Source organism: Cupriavidus sp. 05T42 (assembly GCF_056396345.1).
Window position 1 is genome coordinate 133,736 of the sequence record NZ_JBFTLH010000006.1, and the last position, 20,955, is coordinate 154,690.

Below are 20,955 nucleotides of genomic sequence, written 5' to 3' on the forward strand. Positions count from 1 at the left end.
GGGCTAAGCCCGCGGCTGCAACGCAATCAACGCCATGCCGGCAAGGCACGCCACCGCGCCGGCCACATCCCAACTCGTCAGCCGCACCCCATCCACCACCCGCAACCACACCAGCGCCACGACGATATACATGCCGCCATAGGCGGCATACGTCCGCCCGGCAGCGGTGGGGTGGAGGGTTAGCAGCCAGGCGAACAGGGCGAGGGAAATTGCGGCGGGGATTAGCAGCAGCGCGCTCTTCCCCTGCTTGAGCACCAGCCACGGTAGGTAGCAACCGACGATCTCGGCAACAGCGGTGATGGCGAAGAGAAGGGTGAGGCGGAGCATTTAGGGAGGGAAAGCGGACGGGATGGCGCGATTGTGCCAGAGGGCACCGTGCATCAACTTCGGCGGCGCCCCAAAGCAAAAAGGACCTGGGCTTTCGCCTCAGATCCTTTTTGGTCACCGTATTCTGGTGGGTGGTACAGGGATTGAACCTGTGACCCCTGCCGTGTGAAGGCAGTGCTCTACCGCTGAGCTAACCACCCCTTGCTGCGTCGGCGTCGTTGTTGCGTGACGTCGTGCAGTGGAGAAACGAGATTATGCAGATGCCGCAGTATCTTGTAAAGCCCTTTTTTCGGCATTCCGCGAAAAACTTCGCGGGTTACTGCAGCGTCGGCGTCGCTTCGGCGGCGTCCTGCCAGACGGTCTTGCCGCCGCTGGCCTTGTCGAGCTCCTTCAGCACGCCCATGTGGGCGGTGACTTCGTCGTCGGTGGCCAGCAGCACGGGCAGGGTCAGGGCGGAGAGGTCCGCCGCGGCCTGGGCGCCGGCGCCGTGGGGGCCGGCGTCGAGCATGTCGATGACCAGCGAGTTCTGGCCGCGCGTCATGGCCAGGTAGACCTCGGCGAGCAGTTCCGCGTCCAGCAAGGCGCCGTGCAGGGTGCGGTGGGCGTTGCTGATGCCGAGGCGGTCGCACAGGGCATCGAGCGAATTCCGCTTGCCCGGGAACATCTGGCGTGCCTCGCGCAGCGTATCGATCACGTTGGCGGCGTGCGAGCGGAAGGGCTGGTGGCCCAGCCGCTGGAATTCCATGTCGAGGAAGCCCAGGTCGAACGCCGCGTTGTGGATGATCAACTCGGCGTCCTGCACGAAATCGCGGATGTCGTGGACGACTTCGGCGAATTTCGGCTTGTCGGCCAGGAAATCGAGCGTGATGCCGTGGACGGCGATGGCGTCCTCGTGGATGTCGCGCTCGGGGTTGACGTAGTAGTGCAGGTGGCGGCCGGTCAGGCGCCGGTTCACCAGTTCCACGCAGCCAATTTCGATCAGGCGATCGCCGGTGGCGTGGTTCAGGCCGGTGGTTTCGGTGTCGAGAACGATCTGTCGCATGGCGGGCATTCTAACGGAGACGGGGTGGTTACACGGCGATGGACGCCACGCCGCGATTCGCCAGCGCGTCGGCCCGCTCGTTGCCCGGGTGGCCATTGTGGCCGCGCACCCAGTGCCAGGAGATGGTGTGCGGCTGGCGCGCTTCGTCGAGTTGCTGCCACAGGTCGGCGTTCTTCACCGGCTTCTTGTCGGCCGTCTTCCAGCCGCGCGCCTTCCAGCCGGTGATCCACTCGCTGATGCCTTTCTGGACGTATTGCGAGTCCGTATAGACCTGGACCACGCACGGACGCTTCAGGGAGCGCAGCGCCTCGATCACGGCCATCAGCTCCATGCGGTTGTTGGTGGTCGGGTTCTCGCCGCCGAACAGTTCTTTCTCATGGGTGCCCGCGATGAGCACGGCGCCCCAGCCGCCGGGGCCGGGGTTGCCCTTGCAGGCACCGTCGGAGTAAATCGTAACTTCTTGCATGGCGTGGTCGATGGGTTCAGCGATGGTCGCGCGGCGTCTTGCCGTGCGTGCCGGTGGGCGTGGCCACCGGGGCGGAGACTGGCGCCAGCGCGGATTTCGGACTTTTCCAGGCCGGGCCGACGAGTCGGATGTTCTTCACCCGCTTGACCGCCGAGATCATGTAGACGGCGCCGAAGATGGGCCACCAGCGGTCGCCGGCCTTCTCCATGAACGCGCTGCGTTGCAGCCAGCGCTCGGTGCGGTAGGGCGGGCAGTAGCAGCCAAAGCGGCCGCGAATGATATCGAACCCGAGCAGCTTGAGCCAGTCCTTGATGCGAACGAAACCCATGGTCTGGGCGTCGCTGGGCAGGAAGGGCAGGGCGCCGAGCCGGTTCAGGCCCTGGCGGGCGCCCCACAGGCTCATCGGGTTGAAGCAGGTCACCACGATGCGGCCTTCGGGCATCAGCACGCGGGAGACCTCGCGCAGCACTTCGTGCGGATCTTCCGAGAATTCCAGGATGTGGGGCAGGGTGACGAGGTCGATGCTCTGGGTGTCGAACGGCAGCTCGTCGAAGCGGCACAACAGTTGGCGGGCGTCCGGATGGGCGTCGCGCGGGCCGTGGGGGCCGGCGCGGCCGTCCAGCGCCAGTGCCGAGAACGGCATACGGTTCTCGCGCAGCGTGTCGATGGCGGGCAGGCCCATCTGCACGGCGTGATAGCCGAAGATGTCCGCCACGACCTGGTCGTACTGGCGCGACTCCCATTCCAGCACGTACTGGCCGGGCGGCGAGGCGAGCCATTCTTCCCAATCTATAATCGGTCGGTTGGACATAGGAGCACTCATGTTGAAAGTGGAGCCAATCCCCGCATTCCAGGACAACTATATCTGGGCGATCCATGACGGGCATAGCGCCGCCATCGTCGACCCCGGCGAGGCTGCGCCCGTGGCGCGATTCCTGGCCGAGCGCGGGCTGGCACTGGGCGCTATTGTAATCACCCATCACCATGGCGATCACCAGGGTGGGGTGGCGGACCTGCTGGCGGACCATCCCAAGGGGCCCGATGGCGCCCCGGTGCCGGTGGTCGGGCCGGCCAGCGAACGTATCGGCCACCGCACCCAGGCGGTGCGCGAGGGCGACACGGTGACGCTGCGCCATCCGGCTGCCACCTTCCGGGTGATCGACGTACCGGGGCACACCGCCGGCCATGTGGCCTATGCGGGCGACCTGCCCGGCGCCGGCCCGGTGGTCTTCTGCGGCGACACCCTGTTCGCCAGCGGCTGCGGGCGGCTGTTCGAGGGCACGCCGGCGCAGATGCTGGCCTCGCTGGACAAGCTCGCCGCGCTGCCGGGCGACACCCGCGTCTACTGTGCCCACGAGTACACGCGCAGCAATGTGCGCTTTGCGCAGGCGGTGGAGCCGGCCAATGCGGACCTCGCCGCCTGGGCGGCCCGCGTGGATGCGCTGCGGGAAGCTGGCACGCCCACCGTGCCGACTACCGTGGCGCACGAGCGCGCGGTCAATCCGTTCCTGCGCTCGCGCGAGCCGGCAGTGCGCCGGGCCGTCCAGGCCCAGGGCGCGGATATGAGTACCGACGCGGCGGCTTTCGGCGCGCTGCGCGGCTGGAAGGACAACTTCCGCTGAGCGGGCGCAGGGCTTCCGCTGACCCCGGGCCGGCGCGCGGGGAGGGATCGAAAAGGACATCGAATTTGTCCGAAACAGGCCGGCAGATCGGCCGATCGCGGGAAAATCTCATTGACGCCAACGGGGCTTTTCCATAGGATCGGGCCACCTTTTTTTGGCGTCACTTCAGAGAAATTCATGCAATTTGGTCGATTTCTGGCGGTAGTTGCGTGTGCGGCGCTGGTTGCAGCCTGCGCCAGCACACCCACCCCGCCCGCCGGCGAGATGGCCGGCACGACGACCGCCCTCGAATCCGGTCCGCCCAAGGACCCGCTCAATACGCTCAACAGCACCGGCAAGGCCGGCTCGCTGGCCAGCACCACCGTGGTCAACGTGGACCAGGTCAGCCTCGACTGGCTGCGCGGCCCGTCGAACGATATCTGGGACCGCATCCGCCGTGGCTTTGCCATGCAGGACCTCGAGGGCACGCTGGTCGACGACCGCACCCAGTGGTACGCGGCACGCCCTGACTATATGGAGCGGATGGTGGGGCGGTCGAGCCGCTACCTGTACCACATCGTGGAAGAGTTGGAGCGGCGCAAGATGCCCACGGAACTGGCCCTGCTGCCGTTCGTGGAGAGCGCGTTCAATCCGCAGGCGGAATCCACGGCCAAGGCGGCCGGCATGTGGCAGTTCATCCCGAGCACGGGCAAGTCCTATAACCTCAAGCAGAACATGTTCCGCGACGAGCGGCGCGATGTGCTGGCTTCCACGGATGCCGCTCTCGACTATCTCTCGCGCCTGTACGACATGTTCGGCGACTGGCACCTGGCCCTGGCCGCGTATAACTGGGGCGAGGGCGCCGTGTCGCGGGCCATCGCGCGCAACCAGGCGCGCGGGCTGCCCACGGACTACGCCAGCCTGACCATGCCGAACGAGACGCGCTACTACGTGCCCAAGCTGCAGGCGGTGAAGAACATCATCGCCAACCCGGCCGCGTACGGCGTGAAGCTGCCCGAGATCCCCGATCACCCGTATTTCGTCACGGTGACCACCTCGCGGGACATCGACGTGGCGCTGGCCGCCAAGCTCGCCAACATGCCGCTGGACGAGTTCAAGGCGCTGAACCCCTCGTTCAACCGCCCGGTGATCCTCGGCGCGGCCAATCCGCAGATCCTGCTGCCGTTCGATAACGCCGAGCGCTTCCAGTTCAACCTCAATACGTACCGGGGCGGGCTGTCGAGCTGGACGGCGGTGACCGTGGACAGCCGCGAGCGCGTGGAGTCGCTGGCCGCGCGGCTCAATGTCGATGCGGACACGCTGCGTGAGATCAACCGCATTCCCAAGGGCATGCGCCTGAAGGCTGGCTCGACGGTGATGATTCCGCGCTCGGAGCGGCATGACCAGGACATCAGCGCCTCGCTGGTGGACACGGCGATGCTGTCCGTGGAGCCGGATGTGCCCGATGCCAAGCGCATCGTCGTGCGGGCCAGCCGCCGCGACACGGTGGTGTCGGTGGMGCGCCGCTACGGTGTTTCGCCGCGCCAGGTGCAGTCGTGGAACAAGCTGTCGGGCAGCAAGCTTGTGGCGGGCCAGAGCCTCGTGCTGATGGTGCGGCCCAACTCGCCGGCCGCCGCCCGCGCCGCGCGTGACGACGATGACGACACCCCGGTGCGTGCCGCCACCCGTGGCAAGCCGGAGCCCAAGGGCCACACCGTCAACAAGTCCGCCAAGGCGGAAAAGACCGAGAAGGCCGAGCCGCGCAAGCGCGTGGTGGTGGAAGCCACCCCGCGCAAGGGCGCGGCCAAGCCCGCATCCAAGGCCGCGCCGGCCAAGGTCGTGCGCGAGGCCAAGCCGTCGCCGGCGCCCAAGGCCAGCGCCAGCAGCAAGAGCAAGGTCCACTGAGACCGGGAGACGCCGCGCCCCTTCCATGGCGGCGCGGCGTCTCTTTCCCCGCCGTCTTCGCCCCGAGTTTCACCCCCAGCTTCACCCCGAGCTTCACCCCATTTCCCCCGATAGACCGGCGCCGCACGCGCTGGCACACTGGCCGTCGACCAAAGACACGCCGGATAAGGCGGAGGAGACACACCATGACGGCAAGCCGTGCCCTGCATGCGCGATCGCTGTCCGACCCGGCGGGGTTCTGGGCGGAACAGGCGAAGCGGATCGACTGGGAAACGCCCTTCGAAACGGTACTCGACGACAGCCGGCCGCCCTTCGCCCGCTGGTTCGTCGGCGGGCGCACCAACCTCTGCCACAACGCCATCGACCGCCATCTGGCGGACCGCGCCCACCAGCGCGCGCTGATCTACGTGTCGACCGAGACGGACCAGCAGCGCGTCTACACCTACGCCCAGCTCCACGACGAAGTGCAGCGCATGGCCGCCATCCTGCAGGGGCTCGGCGTGGGCAAGGGCGACCGCGTGCTGGTGTACATGCCGATGATTCCCGAGGCGATGTTCGCGATGCTGGCCTGCGCCCGCATCGGCGCCGTGCATTCGGTGGTCTTCGGCGGGTTTGCCTCGGTGAGCCTCGCCGCACGCATCGACGATGCCAAGCCGAGCGTGATCGTCAGCGCCGACGCGGGCTCCCGCGCCGGCAAGGTGGTGCCCTACAAGCCGTTGCTGGACGAGGCGATCCGGCTGGCCGGCCATCATCCCGACAAGGTCCTGCTGGTCAATCGTGGCCTCGCGGACATGCCGGTCACCGCTGGCCGCGACGAGGACTACGCCGCCTGGCGCGAGCGCGTGGCCGGGCAGGTGGTGCCCTGCGCCTGGCTGGAGTCGAGCGAGCCTTCGTACGTGCTCTACACCTCCGGCACCACCGGCAAGCCGAAGGGCGTGCAGCGCGACACCGGCGGCTATGCGGTGGCGCTGGCCACGTCAATGGAATACATCTTCTGCGGCAAGCCCGGCGACACGATGTTCACGGCATCGGATATCGGCTGGGTGGTGGGGCACAGCTACATCGTCTACGCGCCGCTGCTGGCGGGCATGGCCACGGTCATGTACGAAGGCACGCCGATCCGGCCCGATGGCGGCATCCTCTGGCAGATCGTGGCGGAGCACGGCGTGAACATCATGTTCAGCGCGCCCACGGCGATCCGCGTGCTCAAGAAGCAGGACCCGGCGCTGCTGCGGCGCCACGACCTGTCCAGCCTGCGGCTGCTGTTCCTGGCCGGCGAGCCGCTGGACGAACCTACCGCGCGCTGGATCCAGGACGGCATCGGCAAGCCCGTGGTGGACAACTACTGGCAGACCGAGTCCGGCTGGCCGATCATCGCCATCCAGCGCGGCGTGGAGCCGCTGCCGCCCAAGCTCGGCTCCCCCGGCGTACCGGCCTATGGCTACGACCTGCGCATCGTGGATGAGGTGACCGGCGAGGAATGCGCGCCGAACCAGAAGGGCGTGGTGGCCATCGACTATCCGCTGCCGCCGGGCTGCATGAGCACGATCTGGGGCGACGACGCGCGCTTCGTGAAGACCTACTGGTCCGCCGTGCCGAATCGCCAGTGCTACTCGACCTTCGACTGGGGCGTGCGCGACGAAGACGGCTACGTCTTTATCCTGGGCCGCACCGACGATGTGATCAACGTGGCGGGGCACCGGCTGGGCACGCGCGAGATCGAGGAAAGCCTGTCCTCGCACGCCGGCGTGGCCGAGGTGGCCGTGGTGGGCGTGCAGGACGCGCTCAAGGGGCAGGTGGCGATGGCGTTCTGCATCGCCCGTGACGCGGCGCGCACCGCTACGCCGGCGGACTGCCAGGCGCTGGAGGGCGAGCTGATGAAGACGGTGGACCAGCAACTGGGCGCGGTGGCGCGGCCGGCGCGGGTCTATTTCGTCAACGCACTGCCCAAGACGCGTTCCGGCAAGTTGCTGCGCCGCGCGATCCAGGCCGTGGCCGAGGGCCGCGACCCCGGCGACCTGACCACAATTGAGGATCCCACAGCACTTGAGCAGGTCAAGACCGCCATGGCGGGCTGACTGCCTATATATATAGGGGCGAAGTCTGCACGGCTCGGGGAGGCATCCTTCGACCGCGCAGATTTCGCTTGCCACGACTTCCCATGCGGCCTAATATTTTAAGCATCAAATATTTAACCATGATGTAGTGAGGCGACCCTATGCGCGTGCTTTGCATTGGTGGTGGGCCATCGGGCCTGTATTTCGGGCTGCTGATGAAGCTGCAGGACCCCGCCAACGACGTAGTGGTGGTGGAGCGCAACCGGCCGTACGACACGTTCGGCTGGGGCGTGGTGTTCTCCGATGCCACGCTCGAGAACCTGCGCCAGGCCGACCCCGTGAGTGCGCGCGAGATCGACGCCGCGTTCAACCACTGGGACGACATCGACATCCACATCGGCGGCCGCACCATCCGCTCGGGCGGCCACGGCTTTATCGGCATCGGCCGCAAGCGGCTGCTGAACATCCTCCAGGCGCGCTGCGAGGCGCTGGGCGTGCGGCTCGTGTTCGAGACCGATGTGGCCGATGACCAGGCGCTGGCGCGCCAGTACGGCGCCGATCTGGTGATTGCCTGCGATGGGATCAACAGCCGCATCCGCACGCGTTACGCCGAGACCTTCGCACCGGACATCGACACCCGCCAGTGCCGCTTCGTCTGGCTCGGCACGCACAAGCTGTTCGACGCCTTCACGTTCGCGTTCGAGAAGACCGAGCACGGCTGGTTCCAGGCTCACGCGTACCGCTTCGACGACACCACGTCCACGTTTATCGTCGAAGCCCCGGAGCGCGTCTGGCGCGACGCTGGCATCGAGCAGATGAGCCAGGAAGAGGGCGTGGCCTTCTGCGAGCGCCTGTTCGCGCGCCATCTGGACGGCCATCCGCTCATCAGCAACGCCACCCACCTGCGCGGCTCGGCCAACTGGATTCGCTTCCCGCGTGTGATCTGCCATCGCTGGGTGCACTGGAACACGCTGGACGATGGGCGCMGGGTGCCGGTCGTGCTGATGGGCGACGCGGCGCATACGGCGCATTTCTCGATCGGCTCGGGGACCAAGCTGGCGCTGGAGGATGCAATCGACCTCGCCAACGCCATCGGACGCGCGCACGGCGGCATCGACGGCCTGCCCGAGGCGTTGACGCACTATGAGGCCACTCGCAGCGTGGAGGTGCTCAAGATCCAGAACGCCGCGCGCAACTCCACGGAATGGTTCGAGAACGTGGAGCGCTACGCGGACAGCCTCGCGCCGGAGCAGTTCGCCTATTCGCTGCTCACCCGCTCGCAGCGCATCTCCCACGAGAACCTGCGTGTACGCGATGCCGGCTACGTGGCGGACTTCGAACAATGGCTGGCCGCCCAGGCCGGCGTGCCGCMCGAGACGCTGCACCTGCGCGCCGCCGATMCCCAACACGGCCTGCCGCCGATGTTCACGCCGTACCGCGTGCGCGGCGTCACCCTCAAAAACCGCGTGGTGGTCAGCCCGATGGCGATGTATTCGTCGGTCGATGGCGTGCCGGGCGATTTCCACCTCGTGCACCTGGGCGCGCGGGCGCTGGGCGGGGCGGGCATGGTCGTGGCCGAGATGACCTGCGTGTCCCCGGACGCGCGGATCACGCCGGGCTGCCCCGGGCTGTGGAACGACACCCAGCGCGATGCGTGGCGCCGGATCGTCGATTTCGTCCACGCCAACAGCGACGCGAAGATCGCCATCCAGCTGGGCCATGCGGGCCGCAAGGGCTCGACCCAACTGGGCTGGGAGAAGATGGACTATCCGCTGGCCGAGGGCAACTGGCCGCTGATCTCCGCGTCGCCGCTGCCCTATCTGCCCGGGATCTCGCAGATGCCGCGCGAGATGACGCCCGCCGACATGGCGCAGGTGCGCGATGACTTCGTGGCCAACGCGCGCCGCGCGGCGGAGGCGGGCTTCGACTGGCTGGAGTTGCACTGCGCCCACGGCTACCTGCTCTCCAGCTTCATCTCGCCGCTGACCAACCTGCGCACCGATGCCTATGGCGGCACGCTGGCGAACCGGCTGCGCTTTCCGCTCGAAGTCTTTACCGCCGTGCGCGCGGTCTGGCCGGCGGAGCGGCCGATGTCGGTGCGGATTTCCGCGCACGACTGGGTGGAGGGCGGCATCACCGCCGACGACGCGGTGGCCATCGCGCGCGCGTTCAAGGCGGCCGGCGCGGACATGATCGACTGCTCTTCCGGGCAGGTCAGCCCCGATCAGGCGCCCGTCTATGGCCGGATGTACCAGACGCCGTTCGCGGACCGCATCCGCAACGAGGCTGGCATTGCGACGATTGCCGTCGGCGCCATCTTCGAGGCCGACCATGTGGACAGCATCGTCGCAGCGGGCCGGGCCGACCTGTGCGCGATTGCCCGCCCGCATCTGGCCGACCCGGCCTGGACGCTGCACGAGGCCGCGCGGCTCGGCTTCCGCGACGTAACCTGGCCGAAGCAGTACGTGGCCGGCAAGCGCCAGCTCGAAACCAATATGGAGCGCGCGGCGGCCACGGCCGGCGTGCCGCCGGGGAAGTGACCATGAGCCTATCCCCATCGCCATCATTGATTGGCAAGCACGCGCTCGTCACCGGCGGCGGACGCGGCATCGGGGCCGCCATCGCGCGCCAGTTACTGGGCGAAGGGGCCAGCGTGACGCTGCTGGGCCGCGACGCTGCCACGCTCGACGCCACCGTCACCGCGCTGCAGGCGCACCGGCTCGGCGACGCCTCGGTGGGCGCCGTGTGCGCCGACATCGCCGAGCCCGCCAGCGTGGAAGCCGCCTTTGCCGCCGCCACCGAGGCGCGCGGCGCCATCACCGTGCTGGTCAACAACGCCGGGCAGGCGCACAGCGCGCCGTTCGGCAAGACTGATCTCGCGCTGTGGCAGCGCATGCTCGACGTCAACCTGACCGGCACCTTCCTGTGCACGCAGGCCGCGCTGCCGGCGATGCTGGACGCGGGCTGGGGGCGCATCGTCAACGTGGCGAGCACGGCGGGGCTGATCGGCTACGGCTACGTCAGCGCCTACTGCGCGGCCAAGCACGGCGTGATCGGCCTCACGCGGGCGCTGGCGCTGGAGCTGGCCGCCAAGGGCATCACCGTCAACGCGGTCTGCCCCGGCTACACCGAAACCGACATCGTGCGCGACGCGGTGGCGAATATCGTCGGCAAGACCGGCCGCACCGAGGCCGAGGCCCGGGCCGAACTGGCCGCACGCAATCCGCAGCGCCGGCTGGTGCAGCCGGACGAGGTGGCCGATGCCGTGGCGTGGCTGTGCCGCCCCTCGGCGTCCGCCATCACCGGGCAGGCCGTGCCCGTGGCGGGCGGCGAGGTCATGGCCGGCTGACATCGAACAAATTCGAGAACAAATTCGAGAGCGAGAGAGACAACCCATGAGCGAGATCGCACTGCACATGCACCACCACAAGCGCCCGTTTGCCGACTACCAGCCCAGGCACTTCCTGTGGACGGTGTCCGGCGACGGCAAGGTGGCCACCATCACGCTGAACCGGCCAGAGCGCAAGAACCCGCTGACCTTCGATTCGTACGCGGAGCTGCGCGACCTGTTCCGCGGTCTCTGCTACGCCACCGACATCAAGGCCGTGGTGGTGACCGGCGCGGGCGGCAATTTCTGCTCGGGCGGCGATGTGCACGAGATCATCGGCCCGCTCACCAAGATGAGCATGCCCGAGCTGCTCGATTTCACCCGCATGACCGGCGACCTGGTCAAGGCGATGCGCGCCTGCCCGCAGCCGGTGATCAGCGCCATCGACGGCATCTGCGCCGGGGCCGGGGCGATGATGGCGCTGGCCTCGGATCTGCGCCTCGGCACCCCGCAGGCGAAGACGGCCTTCCTGTTCGTGCGCGTGGGGCTGGCCGGCGCGGACATGGGCGCGTGCTCGCTGCTGCCGCGCGTGATCGGACAGGGCCGGGCGAGCGAGCTGCTCTACACGGGCCGCGCGATGACCGCCGAGGAAGGCCAGCAATGGGGCTTCTTCAACGCGCTGCACGCGCCGGACGCCGTGCTGGCCGCTGCCCAGACGCTGGCCGCCCAGATCGCGGCGGGGCCGACCTTTGCCCATGGCGTGACCAAGAAGCTGCTGCATCAGGAATGGAACATGGGGCTGGACGAAGCCATCGAGGCCGAGGCCGAGGCGCAGGCCATCTGCATGCAGACGAAGGACTTCCGCCGCGCCTACGACGCCTTCGTGGCGAAGCAGAAGCCGGTGTTCGAGGGCGATTGAGGCCGGGGAGCATCCATGAGCGACAAGACCTACCTCGACCTGCCGTTTTTCGACGATGCGCACCGGGCGCTGGAGCGTGACCTCGATGCGTGGTGCCGCACCGCGCTGGCCCACGTCGATCACACCGATACGGACGCCGCCTGCCGCGCGCTGGTGCGGCAACTCGGCGACGCCGGCTGGCTGCGCTACTGCGTGCCGGCCGCCCATGGCGGCGCGCTGCCGGCGCTGGACTCGCGCGCGCTGTGCCTGCTGCGCGAAACGCTGGCCCGCCACCATGGGCTGGCCGACTTCGCCTTCGCGATGCAGGGGCTGGGCTCGGGTGCGATCACGCTGGCCGGCAGCGACGCCGTGCGCGCCCACTACCTGCCGCGCGTGGCCCGCGGCGAGGCCATCGCCGCGTTCGCGCTGTCGGAGCCCGAAGCCGGCTCCGATGTGGCGGCGATGCAATGCAGCGCGCGGTTGTCCGAGGACGGCAGCCACTACGCGCTGAACGGCAGCAAGACGTGGATTTCGAACGGCGGCATCGCCGATTTCTACTGCGTGTTCGCCCGTACCGGCGAGGCGCCGGGCGCGCGCGGCATCACCGCCTTCGTGGTGGATGCCGACACGCCGGGCCTGCGCATCGCCGAGCGGATCGACGTGATCGCCCCGCATCCGCTGGCCACGCTGCAATTCGACGATTGCCGCGTGCCCGTGGGCCAGCGGCTGGGCGAGGCGGGGCAGGGCTTCAAGGTGGCGATGATGACGCTCGACATCTTCCGCGCCTCGGTGGCGGCGGCTGCGCTGGGCTTCGGCCGCGCGGCGCTGGACGATGCGCTGGCGCGGGCCACCAGCCGCCCGATGTTCGGCGGCGTGCTGGCGGACCTGCAACTGACGCAGGCCGCCATCGGCGACATGGCCACGGCGGTGGATGCCGCCGCGCTGCTCACCTACCGTGCCGCGTGGCTGCGCGACGTGCGCGGCGTGCGCACCACCCGGGAGGCAGCCATGGCCAAGATGGTGGCCACCGAKAACGCCCAGCAGGTCATCGACCGTGCCGTGCAGATGTTCGGCGGGCTCGGGGTGAAGGTCGGCACGCGCGTGGAAAGCCTGTATCGCGAGATCCGCTCGCTGCGGATCTACGAGGGCGCCACCGAGGTGCAGAAGCTGATCATCGCGCGCGAGACGCTGGCCGCGGCCGAGCGCAGCCGGTCGTAAATCGACGAAAACAGGAGAGACAAGCATGGTCGCCCCCGCCCTTGCCACCGCCGCTTCCACTTCCACGCGCGATACCGTGGTCGACACCTTCGCTCGCGACCGCCTGCCGCCGCCCGAGCAATGGCCCGAATTCCGCTTCAACGCCGACACCACCTATCCGGCGCGGCTGAACGCCGCCGAGGCGCTGGTGGACCACCACGTGGCAGCCGGGCAGGGCGCCCGCGTGGCCATTCGGCACGAGCGCGACGGCCGCATCGAGACCGTGACCTATGCCGAACTGGCCGCGCTGGTCAGCCGCATTGCCCATGTGCTGGTGGAAGACATGGCGCTGGTGCCCGGCAACCGCGTGCTGCTGCGCGGGCCGAACAACCTGATGATGGCGGCCTGCTGGCTGGCCACGCTCAAGGCCGGGCTGATCGCCGTGCCGACCATGCCGCTGCTGCGCGCGAAGGAGCTGAAGCAGGTCATCGACAAAGCCGAGGTGGGCGCGGCGCTCTGCGATGCCCGGCTCCAGGCCGAACTCGACGCCAACCGGCTGGCCGGCGGAGAGCACTTCTGCCCCAGCCTGAAGACGGTGCGCTACTTCAACGGCACCGGCCCGGACGCGCTGGAGACGGCGCTGGCCAGCAAGCCCKACACCTTCACCGCCTGCGACACCGCTGCCGACGACACCTGCCTGATCGCCTTCACCAGCGGCACCACCGGCCAGCCCAAGGGCACGATGCACTTCCACCGCGACGTGCTGGCGATGTGCGACCTGTTCCCGCGCCACGTGCTCAAGCCCACGGCGGACGATATTTTCTGCGGCACGCCGCCGCTGGCGTTCACCTTTGGGCTGGGTGGGATGCTGTGCTTTCCGCTGCGGATCGGGGCGAGCACGGCGCTGGCCGAGAAGCTCACGCCCGAGACGCTGCTGAAGCTGATCCAGGACCATCGCGCCACCATTGTCTTCACGGCGCCGACCTTCTATCGCCAGATGGCGACGCTGGCGCCCCAGTTCGACCTGTCCAGCCTGAAGAAAAGCGTCTCCGCCGGCGAGGCACTGCCGGACGCCACGCGCCAGGCGTGGAAGGCGGCCACCGGCATCGAGATGACCGATGGGCTGGGCGGCACCGAGATGATGCACATCTTCATTTCCAGCGCCGGCGCCGACGTGCGCCCCGGCGCGGTGGGCCGCGTGGTGCCGGGCTACGAGGCCCGCATCGTCGATGAAGCCATGCAGCCGGTGCCGCCGGGCACGGTCGGCAAGCTGGCCGTGCGCGGGCCCACGGGCTGCCGCTACCTGGACGACCCGCGCCAGACCAACTACGTGCGCGATGGCTGGAACCTGCCGGGCGACACCTTCCTGGCCGACGCCGATGGCTACTACTTCTATCAGGCGCGCTCGGACGACATGATCATCTCGGCCGGCTACAACATCGCCGGACCCGAGGTGGAAGGCACGCTGATGCGCCACGAGGCCGTGGCCGAGTGCGGCGTGGTGGGCGCGCCGGACCCGGAGCGCGGGCAGGTGGTGATGGCCTACGTGGTGCTGCGCCCCGGCGTGGAGCCCGGCGACGCCATGCGCGCCGCGCTGCAGGCCTACGTGAAGCGCGAGATCGCGCCCTATAAATACCCGCGCCGGATCGAGTTCGTGGCCGCGCTGCCGCGCACCGAGACGGGCAAGCTGCAACGGTTCCGGCTGCGCCAGCTGGCGACCGAGACCGCCGAGACCGGCGCGGAAGGCACCAAGCCATGAGTGACGTGTTCCGCAACACGGTGCGGGTGCGCTTCAAGCACTGCGACACGGCCGGCATCGTGTTCTATCCGCGCTACTTCGAGATGCTCAACGACTTCATCGAAGACTGGTTCGCCGATGGGCTCGACTGGCCGTTCGACGCCATGCACCTCGCCGGCCACGCCGGCGTGCCGACCGCCGAACTGCAATGCCGCTTTACCGCGCCGAGCCGGCTGGGCGAACTGCTGACCCGCGAGTTGCGTGTGACGCACATCGGACGGACCAGCTTCGCCATCGACACCCGCTTCGCCGGGCCGGACGGCGAGACGCGCCTGACCGTGGGCCAGCGGCTCGTCTGCGTCGATACTCAAACCATGACGCCAACGCCGCTGCCCGACCGGGTACGCATCGCGATGGCGCGTTTCCTTCATCCCCACGCATAACCGGATCGTCATATGTTGAAAACGCTGCAACCGCCCGACTGGGCACCGCCCCGGGGCTACGCCAACGGCATCCTCGCCGAGATGACGGTAGGCAGCCGCCTGATCTTCGTCGGCGGCCAGATCGGCTGGAATGCCCAGTGCGAGTTCGAGACCGACGACTTCGCGCTGCAGGTCGCGCAGACCCTGCGCAATATCGTTGCGGTGCTGGCGGCGGGCGGGGCTCGCCCCRAGCACATCGCGCGCATGACCTGGTACGTGAAGGACAAGGCCGCGTACGTGGGCGCGTACAAGGACATCGGTCAGCACTATCGGGAAATCATCGGCCGGCACTTCCCGGCGATGACGGCGGTGGAGGTGGCGGACCTCGTGGAGCCGCGCGCCCAGGTGGAGATCGAGGTCACGGCGGTGGTGCCGGCAGGTTAGTGGCGGCGCTGTATATAACCGATCACGGCAGGGCTTGCCATCGCAAGTCCTTGAAAACTTGAGAAATTGGGCACGGCGGGATATAATTCGAAAGTTTCGCTTTCAGAACCCTTCACCCTAGCGCCTACCGTATTCCACCTTCCGCCGCCCCATCCGCGCGCGCCGTTCGTGCACTACAAAAAGTGACGAATGAGACGCAGCCGGCCGGTCCCTCGCCCATGCGCGCGAGGCGCCGCCCCGGGGCACGAGGCGTTGAGCAGGTCGGTCACGGGGTGAGTCCAGCAGGAGCCTACCCGTGTTACCGTCTTTTCCGTCCGCCATTCTCGCGCTTGCAGACGGCACGGTCTTTCGTGGCTATTCCATCGGCGCTTCCGGCCATACCATCGGCGAAGTGGTGTTCAACACCGCTCTCACCGGTTACCAGGAAATCCTCACCGACCCGAGCTATTCCCGGCAGATCGTCACGCTGACGTATCCGCATATCGGCAATGTCGGGGTGAATCGTGAGGACGTCGAAGCCACGAAAGTCCATGCCGCCGGCCTGATCATCAAGGATCTGCCGATTCTGGCCTCGAGCTTCCGCAAGGAACACACGCTCGCCCACTACCTCAAGCAGGAAAAGGTGGTGGCCATTGCCGGCATCGATACCCGCAAGCTGACCCGTATCCTGCGCGAGAAGGGTGCCCAGAACGGCTGCATCCTGGCTGGCGAGGACAACGTCCAGCGCGCCATCGACCTGGCCCGCTCGTTCCCCGGCCTGGCCGGCATGGACCTGGCCAAGGTGGTGTCGGTCAAGGAACCGTACGAGTGGACCCAGAACGAGTGGAAGCTCGGCGAGGGCTACGGCAAGCTGGACAAGCCGCAGTTCCACGTGGTGGCCTATGACTACGGCGTCAAGTTCAACATCCTGCGCATGCTGGCCGAGCGCGGCTGCAAGGTCACGGTGCTGCCGGCCCAGGCCAGCGCCGCCGATGCCCTGGCGCTGAATCCGGACGGCATCTTCCTGTCCAACGGCCCCGGCGACCCCGAGCCGTGTGACTACGCCGTGGCTGCCACGCGTGAGTTCATCGCCCGTGGCATTCCCACCTTCGGCATCTGCCTGGGTCACCAGATCATGGCCCTGGCCGTGGGCGCCAAGACCCTCAAGATGAAGTTCGGCCACCATGGCGCGAACCATCCGGTCAAGGACATGGACGATGGTCGTGTGGTGATTACGTCGCAGAATCACGGTTTTGCCGTGGATGCCGACACGCTGCCGGCCAACGTGCGCGTCACGCATACATCGCTGTTCGACGGCTCGCTGCAGGGCTTCGCGCTGACGGACAAGCCGGCGTTCTGCTTCCAGGGTCACCCGGAAGCATCGCCCGGCCCGCACGACGTGGCCTACCTGTTCGACCGCTTCATCAAGCTGATGAAGGACGCGAAGCAGTAAGCCGCCGCGAACGAGAACAAGGACACAGCGAGAAACCATGAACGCGTTCATGCACGCCAGCCTGGGCATTACCGATTTCTGGACCTTTGTGCTTGGCACGATCTTCATCGTGCTGCTGCCGGGGCCGAACTCGATGTACGTGCTGTCGGTGGCCGCCCAGCGCGGTGTGCGCGCCGGCTACCGGGGCGCGTGCGGCGTATTCCTGGGCGACCTGATCCTGATGGTGCTGTCGGCCGCGGGCGTGGCGTCGCTGCTCAAGGCCAGCCCGGCGCTGTTCTACGTGGTCAAGACCATCGGCGCGGCCTACCTGGCCTGGATCGGCTTCCAGATGCTGCGCGGCGCGCTGCGCAGCTGGTCCCAGCGGGGCGAGGCCGGGCAGCCGGCGGCGGTCGAAGTGCCGGTCGAGCGCACCACGGACCCGTTCCGCAAGGCGCTGGTCATCAGCCTGCTGAACCCGAAGGCCATCCTGTTCTTCATCTCGTTCTTTATCCAGTTCGTGGACCCGCAGTTCGCGCGCCCGGTGCTGTCGTTCGTGGCGCTGGGGCTGGTCTGCCAGATCTGTAGCTTCGTCTACCTGACCACCATCATCCTTGTGGGCGCGCGGCTTGCCGAAGCGTTCCGCCGGCGCCGCAGGCTGTCGGCAGGCATGGCGAGCGGTGTGGGGGCCATGTTCATCGGCTTCGGCGCGAAGCTGGCGACGGCCACGCTGAACTGATCCGGCGAGTCGAAATAACCTGAATATCCGGCGCGGCGCGCGAGACTTTCGCGCACCGGCCACCAAAGAKAGCGTGCAATGCCAAAACGCACAGACATCAAGAGCATCCTCATCATCGGCGCGGGCCCCATCATCATCGGGCAGGCGTGCGAATTCGACTACTCCGGCGCCCAGGCCTGCAAGGCCCTGCGCGAAGAGGGCTACAAGGTCATCCTGGTCAATTCGAACCCGGCGACCATCATGACGGACCCGAACACGGCCGACGTGACCTACATCGAGCCCATCACCTGGGAAGTGGTCGAGCGCATCATCGAGCGTGAGCGTCCCGATGCGATCCTGCCGACCATGGGCGGCCAGACCGCGCTGAACTGCGCGCTGGACCTGCATCGCCATGGCGTGCTGGACAAGTACAAGGTGGAGCTGATCGGCGCGTCGCCGGAAGCCATCGACAAGGCCGAGGACCGCCAGAAGTTCAAGGACGCGATGACCAAGATCGGTCTCGGTTCGGCAAAGTCTGGTATCGCGCACTCGATGGACGAGGCCGTGGCCGTGCAGTCGCGCATCGCCGCGGACACCGGCACGGCGGGCTACCCGATCGTGATCCGCCCGTCGTTCACGCTGGGCGGCTCGGGCGGCGGCATCGCCTACAACCGCGAGGAATTCGAGGAAATCTGCAAGCGCGGCCTGGACCTGTCGCCGACGCGCGAGCTGCTGATCGAGGAATCGCTGCTGGGCTGGAAGGAATACGAGATGGAAGTGGTCCGCGACAAGGCGGACAACTGCATCATCATCTGCTCGATCGAGAACCTGGACCCGATGGGCATCCACACCGGCGACTCGATCACCGTGGCCCCGGCGCAGACGCTGACCGACAAGGAATACCAGATCCTGCGTAACGCCTCGCTGGCCGTGCTGCGCGAGATCGGCGTGGATACGGGCGGCTCGAACGTGCAGTTCTCGATCAACCCGGCCGATGGCCGCATGATCGTGATCGAGATGAACCCGCGCGTGTCGCGTTCGTCGGCGCTGGCCTCGAAGGCCACCGGCTTCCCGATCGCCAAGGTGGCGGCCAAGCTGGCCGTGGGCTACACGCTGGACGAGCTGAAGAACGAGATCACCGGCGGCCAGACCCCGGCGTCGTTCGAGCCGTCGATCGACTACGTGGTCACCAAGGTGCCGCGTTTCGCCTTCGAGAAGTTCCCGCAGGCCGACAGCCACCTGACTACGCAGATGAAGTCCGTGGGCGAGGTGATGGCGATGGGCCGCACCTTCCAGGAATCGTTCCAGAAGGCACTGCGCGGCCTGGAAGTGGGCGTGGATGGCCTGGACGAGAAGTCGACCGACCGCGACGAGGTGGTGGAAGAGATCGGCGAAGCCGGCCCGGACCGTATCTGGTACGTGGGCGACGCGTTCCGCCTGGGCATGTCGCTCGAGGAAGTGCATGCCGAGACCGCCATCGACCCGTGGTTCCTGGCCCAGATCGAAGACATCGTGAAGACCGAGTCCATCGTGCGCAACCGCACGCTGGCCAGCCTCTCGACGCCCGAACTGCGCCTGCTCAAGCAGAAGGGTTTCTCGGACCGCCGCCTGGCGAAGCTGCTCAAGACCGACGCCAAGTCGGTGCGCGAGGCGCGTATCGCCCAGAACGTGCGCCCGGTCTACAAGCGCGTGGACACCTGCGCGGCCGAGTTCGCCACCAACACCGCCTACATGTACGGCACGTACGAAGCCGAACACGGCGAGTGCGAGGCCGAGCCGACCGCCAACAAGAAGATCATGGTGCTGGGCGGTGGCCCGAACCGGATCGGCCAGGGCATCGAGTTCGACTATTGCTGCGTGCACGCCGCGCTGGCGCTGCGCGAAGACGGGTACGAGACCATCATGGTCAACTGCAACCCGGAAACCGTGTCGACCGACTATGACACCTCGGACCGCCTGTACTTCGAGCCGCTGACGCTGGAAGACGTGCTGGAAATCGTCGACAAGGAAAAGCCGGTCGGCGTGATCGTCCAGTACGGCGGCCAGACCCCGCTGAAGCTGGCGCTGGACCTGGAAGCCAACGGCGTGCCCATCATCGGCACCAGCCCGGACATGATCGACGCCGCGGAAGACCGCGAGCGCTTCCAGAAGCTGCTGCAGGAACTGGGCCTGCGCCAGCCGCCGAACCGCACCGCGCGGGCCGAGGACGAGGCGCTGCGCCTGGCCGAGGAAATCGGCTACCCGCTGGTGGTGCGCCCGTCGTACGTGCTGGGTGGCCGCGCGATGGAAATCGTGCACGAGCCGCGCGACCTCGAGCGCTATATGCGCGAGGCCGTGAAGGTGTCGCACGACTCCCCGGTGCTGCTGGACCGTTTCCTGAACGACGCGATCGAATGCGACGTGGACGCCCTGAGCGACGGCCAGCGCGTGTTCATCGGCGGCGTGATGGAGCACATCGAGCAGGCTGGCGTGCACTCGGGCGACTCGGCTTGCTCGCTGCCGCCGTACTCGCTCTCGCAAGCCACCGTGGACGAGCTGAAGCGCCAGACCGCCGCCATGGCGAAGGCCCTGAACGTGATCGGCCTGATGAACGTGCAGTTCGCGATCCAGCAGCACAACGGCGAAGATACCGTGTACGTGCTGGAAGTGAACCCGCGCGCCTCGCGGACCGTGCCGTATGTGTCGAAGGCTACCGGCCTGTCGCTGGCGAAGATCGCCGCACGCTGCATGGCCGGCCAGTCGCTGGACTCGCAGGGCATCGGCGAAGAGGTGATACCGCCGTACTTCAGCGTCAAGGAAGCCGTGTTCCCGTTCAACAAGTTCCCGGGCGTGGACCCGGTGCTTGGACCTGAGATGCGCTCCACCGGTGAGGTGATGGGCGTGGGCAAGGTGTTCGGCGAGGCCCTGTTCAAGAGCCAGCTGGCCGCCGGTTCGCGCCTGCCCGAGAAGGGCACCGTGCTGATCACCGTCAAGGACAGCGACAAGCCGCGTGCCGTGGGCGTGGCCCGCATGCTGCACGACCTGGGCTACCCGATCGTCGCCACGCGCGGCACGGCGTCGGCCATCGAGGCAGCGGGGATCCCGGTGCGCGTGGTCAACAAGGTCAAGGACGGCCGTCCGCACATCGTGGACATKATCAAGAACGGCGAACTGGCGCTGGTGTTCACCACGGTGGACGAGACGCGTACGGCCATCGCCGATTCGCGTTCGATCCGTATCGCCGCGCTGGCCGGCCGGGTGCCTTACTACACCACCATTGCCGGCGCCCGCGCCGCAGTGGAGGGCCTGAAGCACATGCAAAGCCTGGAGGTCTACGACCTGCAGAGCCTGCACAAGCAGCTGGCCTGATTGCTGCACCGCCAGACCCGCCGGGTTGATACCGGCGGGCTTTCTGGCCTACACTA

At 67.7% G+C, this 20,955-nt stretch carries 17 protein-coding genes and 1 tRNA gene; 13 read left to right on the forward strand and 5 right to left on the reverse strand.

Annotation, left to right across the window (positions count from 1 at the left end):
* Positions 1-3 precede the first annotated feature (3 nt).
* The 5 genes from AC1EJR_RS10290 to AC1EJR_RS10310 form a co-directional block, all read right to left on the reverse strand.
* Positions 4-327, reverse strand: a complete 324-nt coding sequence (locus AC1EJR_RS10290) for a YnfA family protein (protein ID WP_477113306.1) — start codon at positions 325-327, stop codon at positions 4-6.
* Between the two features lie 125 nt (positions 328-452).
* Positions 453-527: transfer RNA gene (locus AC1EJR_RS10295), tRNA-Val, on the reverse strand.
* Positions 528-643: 116 nt separating this feature from the next.
* Positions 644-1,369, reverse strand: a complete 726-nt coding sequence (gene dnaQ, locus AC1EJR_RS10300; protein WP_454757179.1) for a DNA polymerase III subunit epsilon — start codon at positions 1,367-1,369, stop codon at positions 644-646.
* 28 nt (positions 1,370-1,397) lie between these two features.
* Complete coding sequence (gene rnhA / locus AC1EJR_RS10305) at positions 1,398-1,835, reverse strand: ribonuclease HI (RefSeq protein WP_092289838.1); 438 nt, start codon at positions 1,833-1,835, stop codon at positions 1,398-1,400.
* A gap of 16 nt (positions 1,836-1,851) precedes the next feature.
* A complete protein-coding gene (locus AC1EJR_RS10310; protein ID WP_092289837.1) occupies positions 1,852-2,646 on the reverse strand; it encodes a class I SAM-dependent methyltransferase in 795 nt (264 codons plus the stop codon).
* 10 nt (positions 2,647-2,656) lie between these two features.
* Between AC1EJR_RS10310 and gloB the strand changes: the two genes are divergently transcribed.
* The 13 genes from gloB to carB all read left to right on the forward strand — a co-directional run bounded on the left by gloB (position 2,657) and on the right by carB (position 20,899).
* Positions 2,657-3,457 (forward strand): hydroxyacylglutathione hydrolase, encoded by an 801-nt coding sequence (gene gloB, locus AC1EJR_RS10315; RefSeq protein ID WP_477113307.1) that lies wholly within the window; start codon positions 2,657-2,659, stop codon positions 3,455-3,457.
* Between the two features lie 177 nt (positions 3,458-3,634).
* On the forward strand, positions 3,635-5,341 hold the full coding sequence (locus AC1EJR_RS10320) for a transglycosylase SLT domain-containing protein (protein ID WP_477147017.1): 1,707 nt from the start codon (positions 3,635-3,637) through the stop codon (positions 5,339-5,341).
* A 185-nt stretch (positions 5,342-5,526) separates the two neighbouring features.
* Positions 5,527-7,419, forward strand: a complete 1,893-nt coding sequence (locus AC1EJR_RS10325; protein ID WP_477147018.1) for a propionate--CoA ligase — start codon at positions 5,527-5,529, stop codon at positions 7,417-7,419.
* A 140-nt stretch (positions 7,420-7,559) separates the two neighbouring features.
* Complete coding sequence (locus AC1EJR_RS10330) at positions 7,560-9,938, forward strand: bifunctional salicylyl-CoA 5-hydroxylase/oxidoreductase (RefSeq protein WP_477147019.1); 2,379 nt, start codon at positions 7,560-7,562, stop codon at positions 9,936-9,938.
* 2 nt (positions 9,939-9,940) lie between these two features.
* On the forward strand, positions 9,941-10,747 hold the full coding sequence (locus tag AC1EJR_RS10335) for an SDR family NAD(P)-dependent oxidoreductase (protein ID WP_441590507.1): 807 nt from the start codon (positions 9,941-9,943) through the stop codon (positions 10,745-10,747).
* Between the two features lie 46 nt (positions 10,748-10,793).
* Positions 10,794-11,645, forward strand: coding sequence for an enoyl-CoA hydratase family protein (locus AC1EJR_RS10340; protein ID WP_092289825.1), 852 nt, complete (start codon positions 10,794-10,796; stop codon positions 11,643-11,645).
* Between the two features lie 15 nt (positions 11,646-11,660).
* Complete coding sequence (locus tag AC1EJR_RS10345) at positions 11,661-12,842, forward strand: acyl-CoA dehydrogenase family protein (RefSeq protein WP_477147020.1); 1,182 nt, start codon at positions 11,661-11,663, stop codon at positions 12,840-12,842.
* A 25-nt stretch (positions 12,843-12,867) separates the two neighbouring features.
* Positions 12,868-14,580 carry an AMP-binding protein gene (locus tag AC1EJR_RS10350; RefSeq protein WP_477147021.1) on the forward strand — a complete coding sequence of 571 codons (1,713 nt, stop codon included), beginning with the start codon at positions 12,868-12,870 and terminating at the stop codon, positions 14,578-14,580.
* Positions 14,577-15,002, forward strand: a complete 426-nt coding sequence (locus AC1EJR_RS10355) for an acyl-CoA thioesterase (protein ID WP_441590504.1) — start codon at positions 14,577-14,579, stop codon at positions 15,000-15,002. Before AC1EJR_RS10350 ends, AC1EJR_RS10355 begins: the two co-directional genes overlap by 4 nt.
* A 12-nt stretch (positions 15,003-15,014) precedes the next feature.
* The gene (locus AC1EJR_RS10360) at positions 15,015-15,425 is read left to right on the forward strand and encodes a RidA family protein (protein ID WP_477147022.1); all 411 of its coding nucleotides are present in this window, start codon (positions 15,015-15,017) and stop codon (positions 15,423-15,425) included.
* Between the two features lie 295 nt (positions 15,426-15,720).
* Entirely contained in the window at positions 15,721-16,857 is a 1,137-nt protein-coding gene (gene carA, locus AC1EJR_RS10365) for a glutamine-hydrolyzing carbamoyl-phosphate synthase small subunit (RefSeq protein WP_092289815.1), read from the forward strand.
* Positions 16,858-16,894: 37 nt separating this feature from the next.
* Positions 16,895-17,572: a leucine efflux protein LeuE gene (leuE, locus tag AC1EJR_RS10370; RefSeq protein WP_092289813.1), complete on the forward strand. Its 678-nt coding sequence runs from the start codon at positions 16,895-16,897 to the stop codon at positions 17,570-17,572.
* Positions 17,573-17,650: 78 nt separating this feature from the next.
* The gene (carB, locus tag AC1EJR_RS10375) at positions 17,651-20,899 is read left to right on the forward strand and encodes a carbamoyl-phosphate synthase large subunit (protein WP_477147023.1); all 3,249 of its coding nucleotides are present in this window, start codon (positions 17,651-17,653) and stop codon (positions 20,897-20,899) included.
* Positions 20,900-20,955: the final 56 nt, after the last annotated feature.

Coding starts and splice junctions, on each gene's coding strand:
- AC1EJR_RS10290 (WP_477113306.1), bottom strand. CDS start 327: ATGCTCCGCCTCACCCTTCTCTTCGCCATCACCGCTGTTGCCGAGATC.
- dnaQ (WP_454757179.1), bottom strand. CDS start 1,369: ATGCGACAGATCGTTCTCGACACCGAAACCACCGGCCTGAACCACGCC.
- rnhA (WP_092289838.1), bottom strand. CDS start 1,835: ATGCAAGAAGTTACGATTTACTCCGACGGTGCCTGCAAGGGCAACCCC.
- AC1EJR_RS10310 (WP_092289837.1), bottom strand. CDS start 2,646: ATGTCCAACCGACCGATTATAGATTGGGAAGAATGGCTCGCCTCGCCG.
- gloB (WP_477113307.1), top strand. CDS start 2,657: ATGTTGAAAGTGGAGCCAATCCCCGCATTCCAGGACAACTATATCTGG.
- AC1EJR_RS10325 (WP_477147018.1), top strand. CDS start 5,527: ATGACGGCAAGCCGTGCCCTGCATGCGCGATCGCTGTCCGACCCGGCG.
- AC1EJR_RS10335 (WP_441590507.1), top strand. CDS start 9,941: ATGAGCCTATCCCCATCGCCATCATTGATTGGCAAGCACGCGCTCGTC.
- AC1EJR_RS10340 (WP_092289825.1), top strand. CDS start 10,794: ATGAGCGAGATCGCACTGCACATGCACCACCACAAGCGCCCGTTTGCC.
- AC1EJR_RS10355 (WP_441590504.1), top strand. CDS start 14,577: ATGAGTGACGTGTTCCGCAACACGGTGCGGGTGCGCTTCAAGCACTGC.
- leuE (WP_092289813.1), top strand. CDS start 16,895: ATGAACGCGTTCATGCACGCCAGCCTGGGCATTACCGATTTCTGGACC.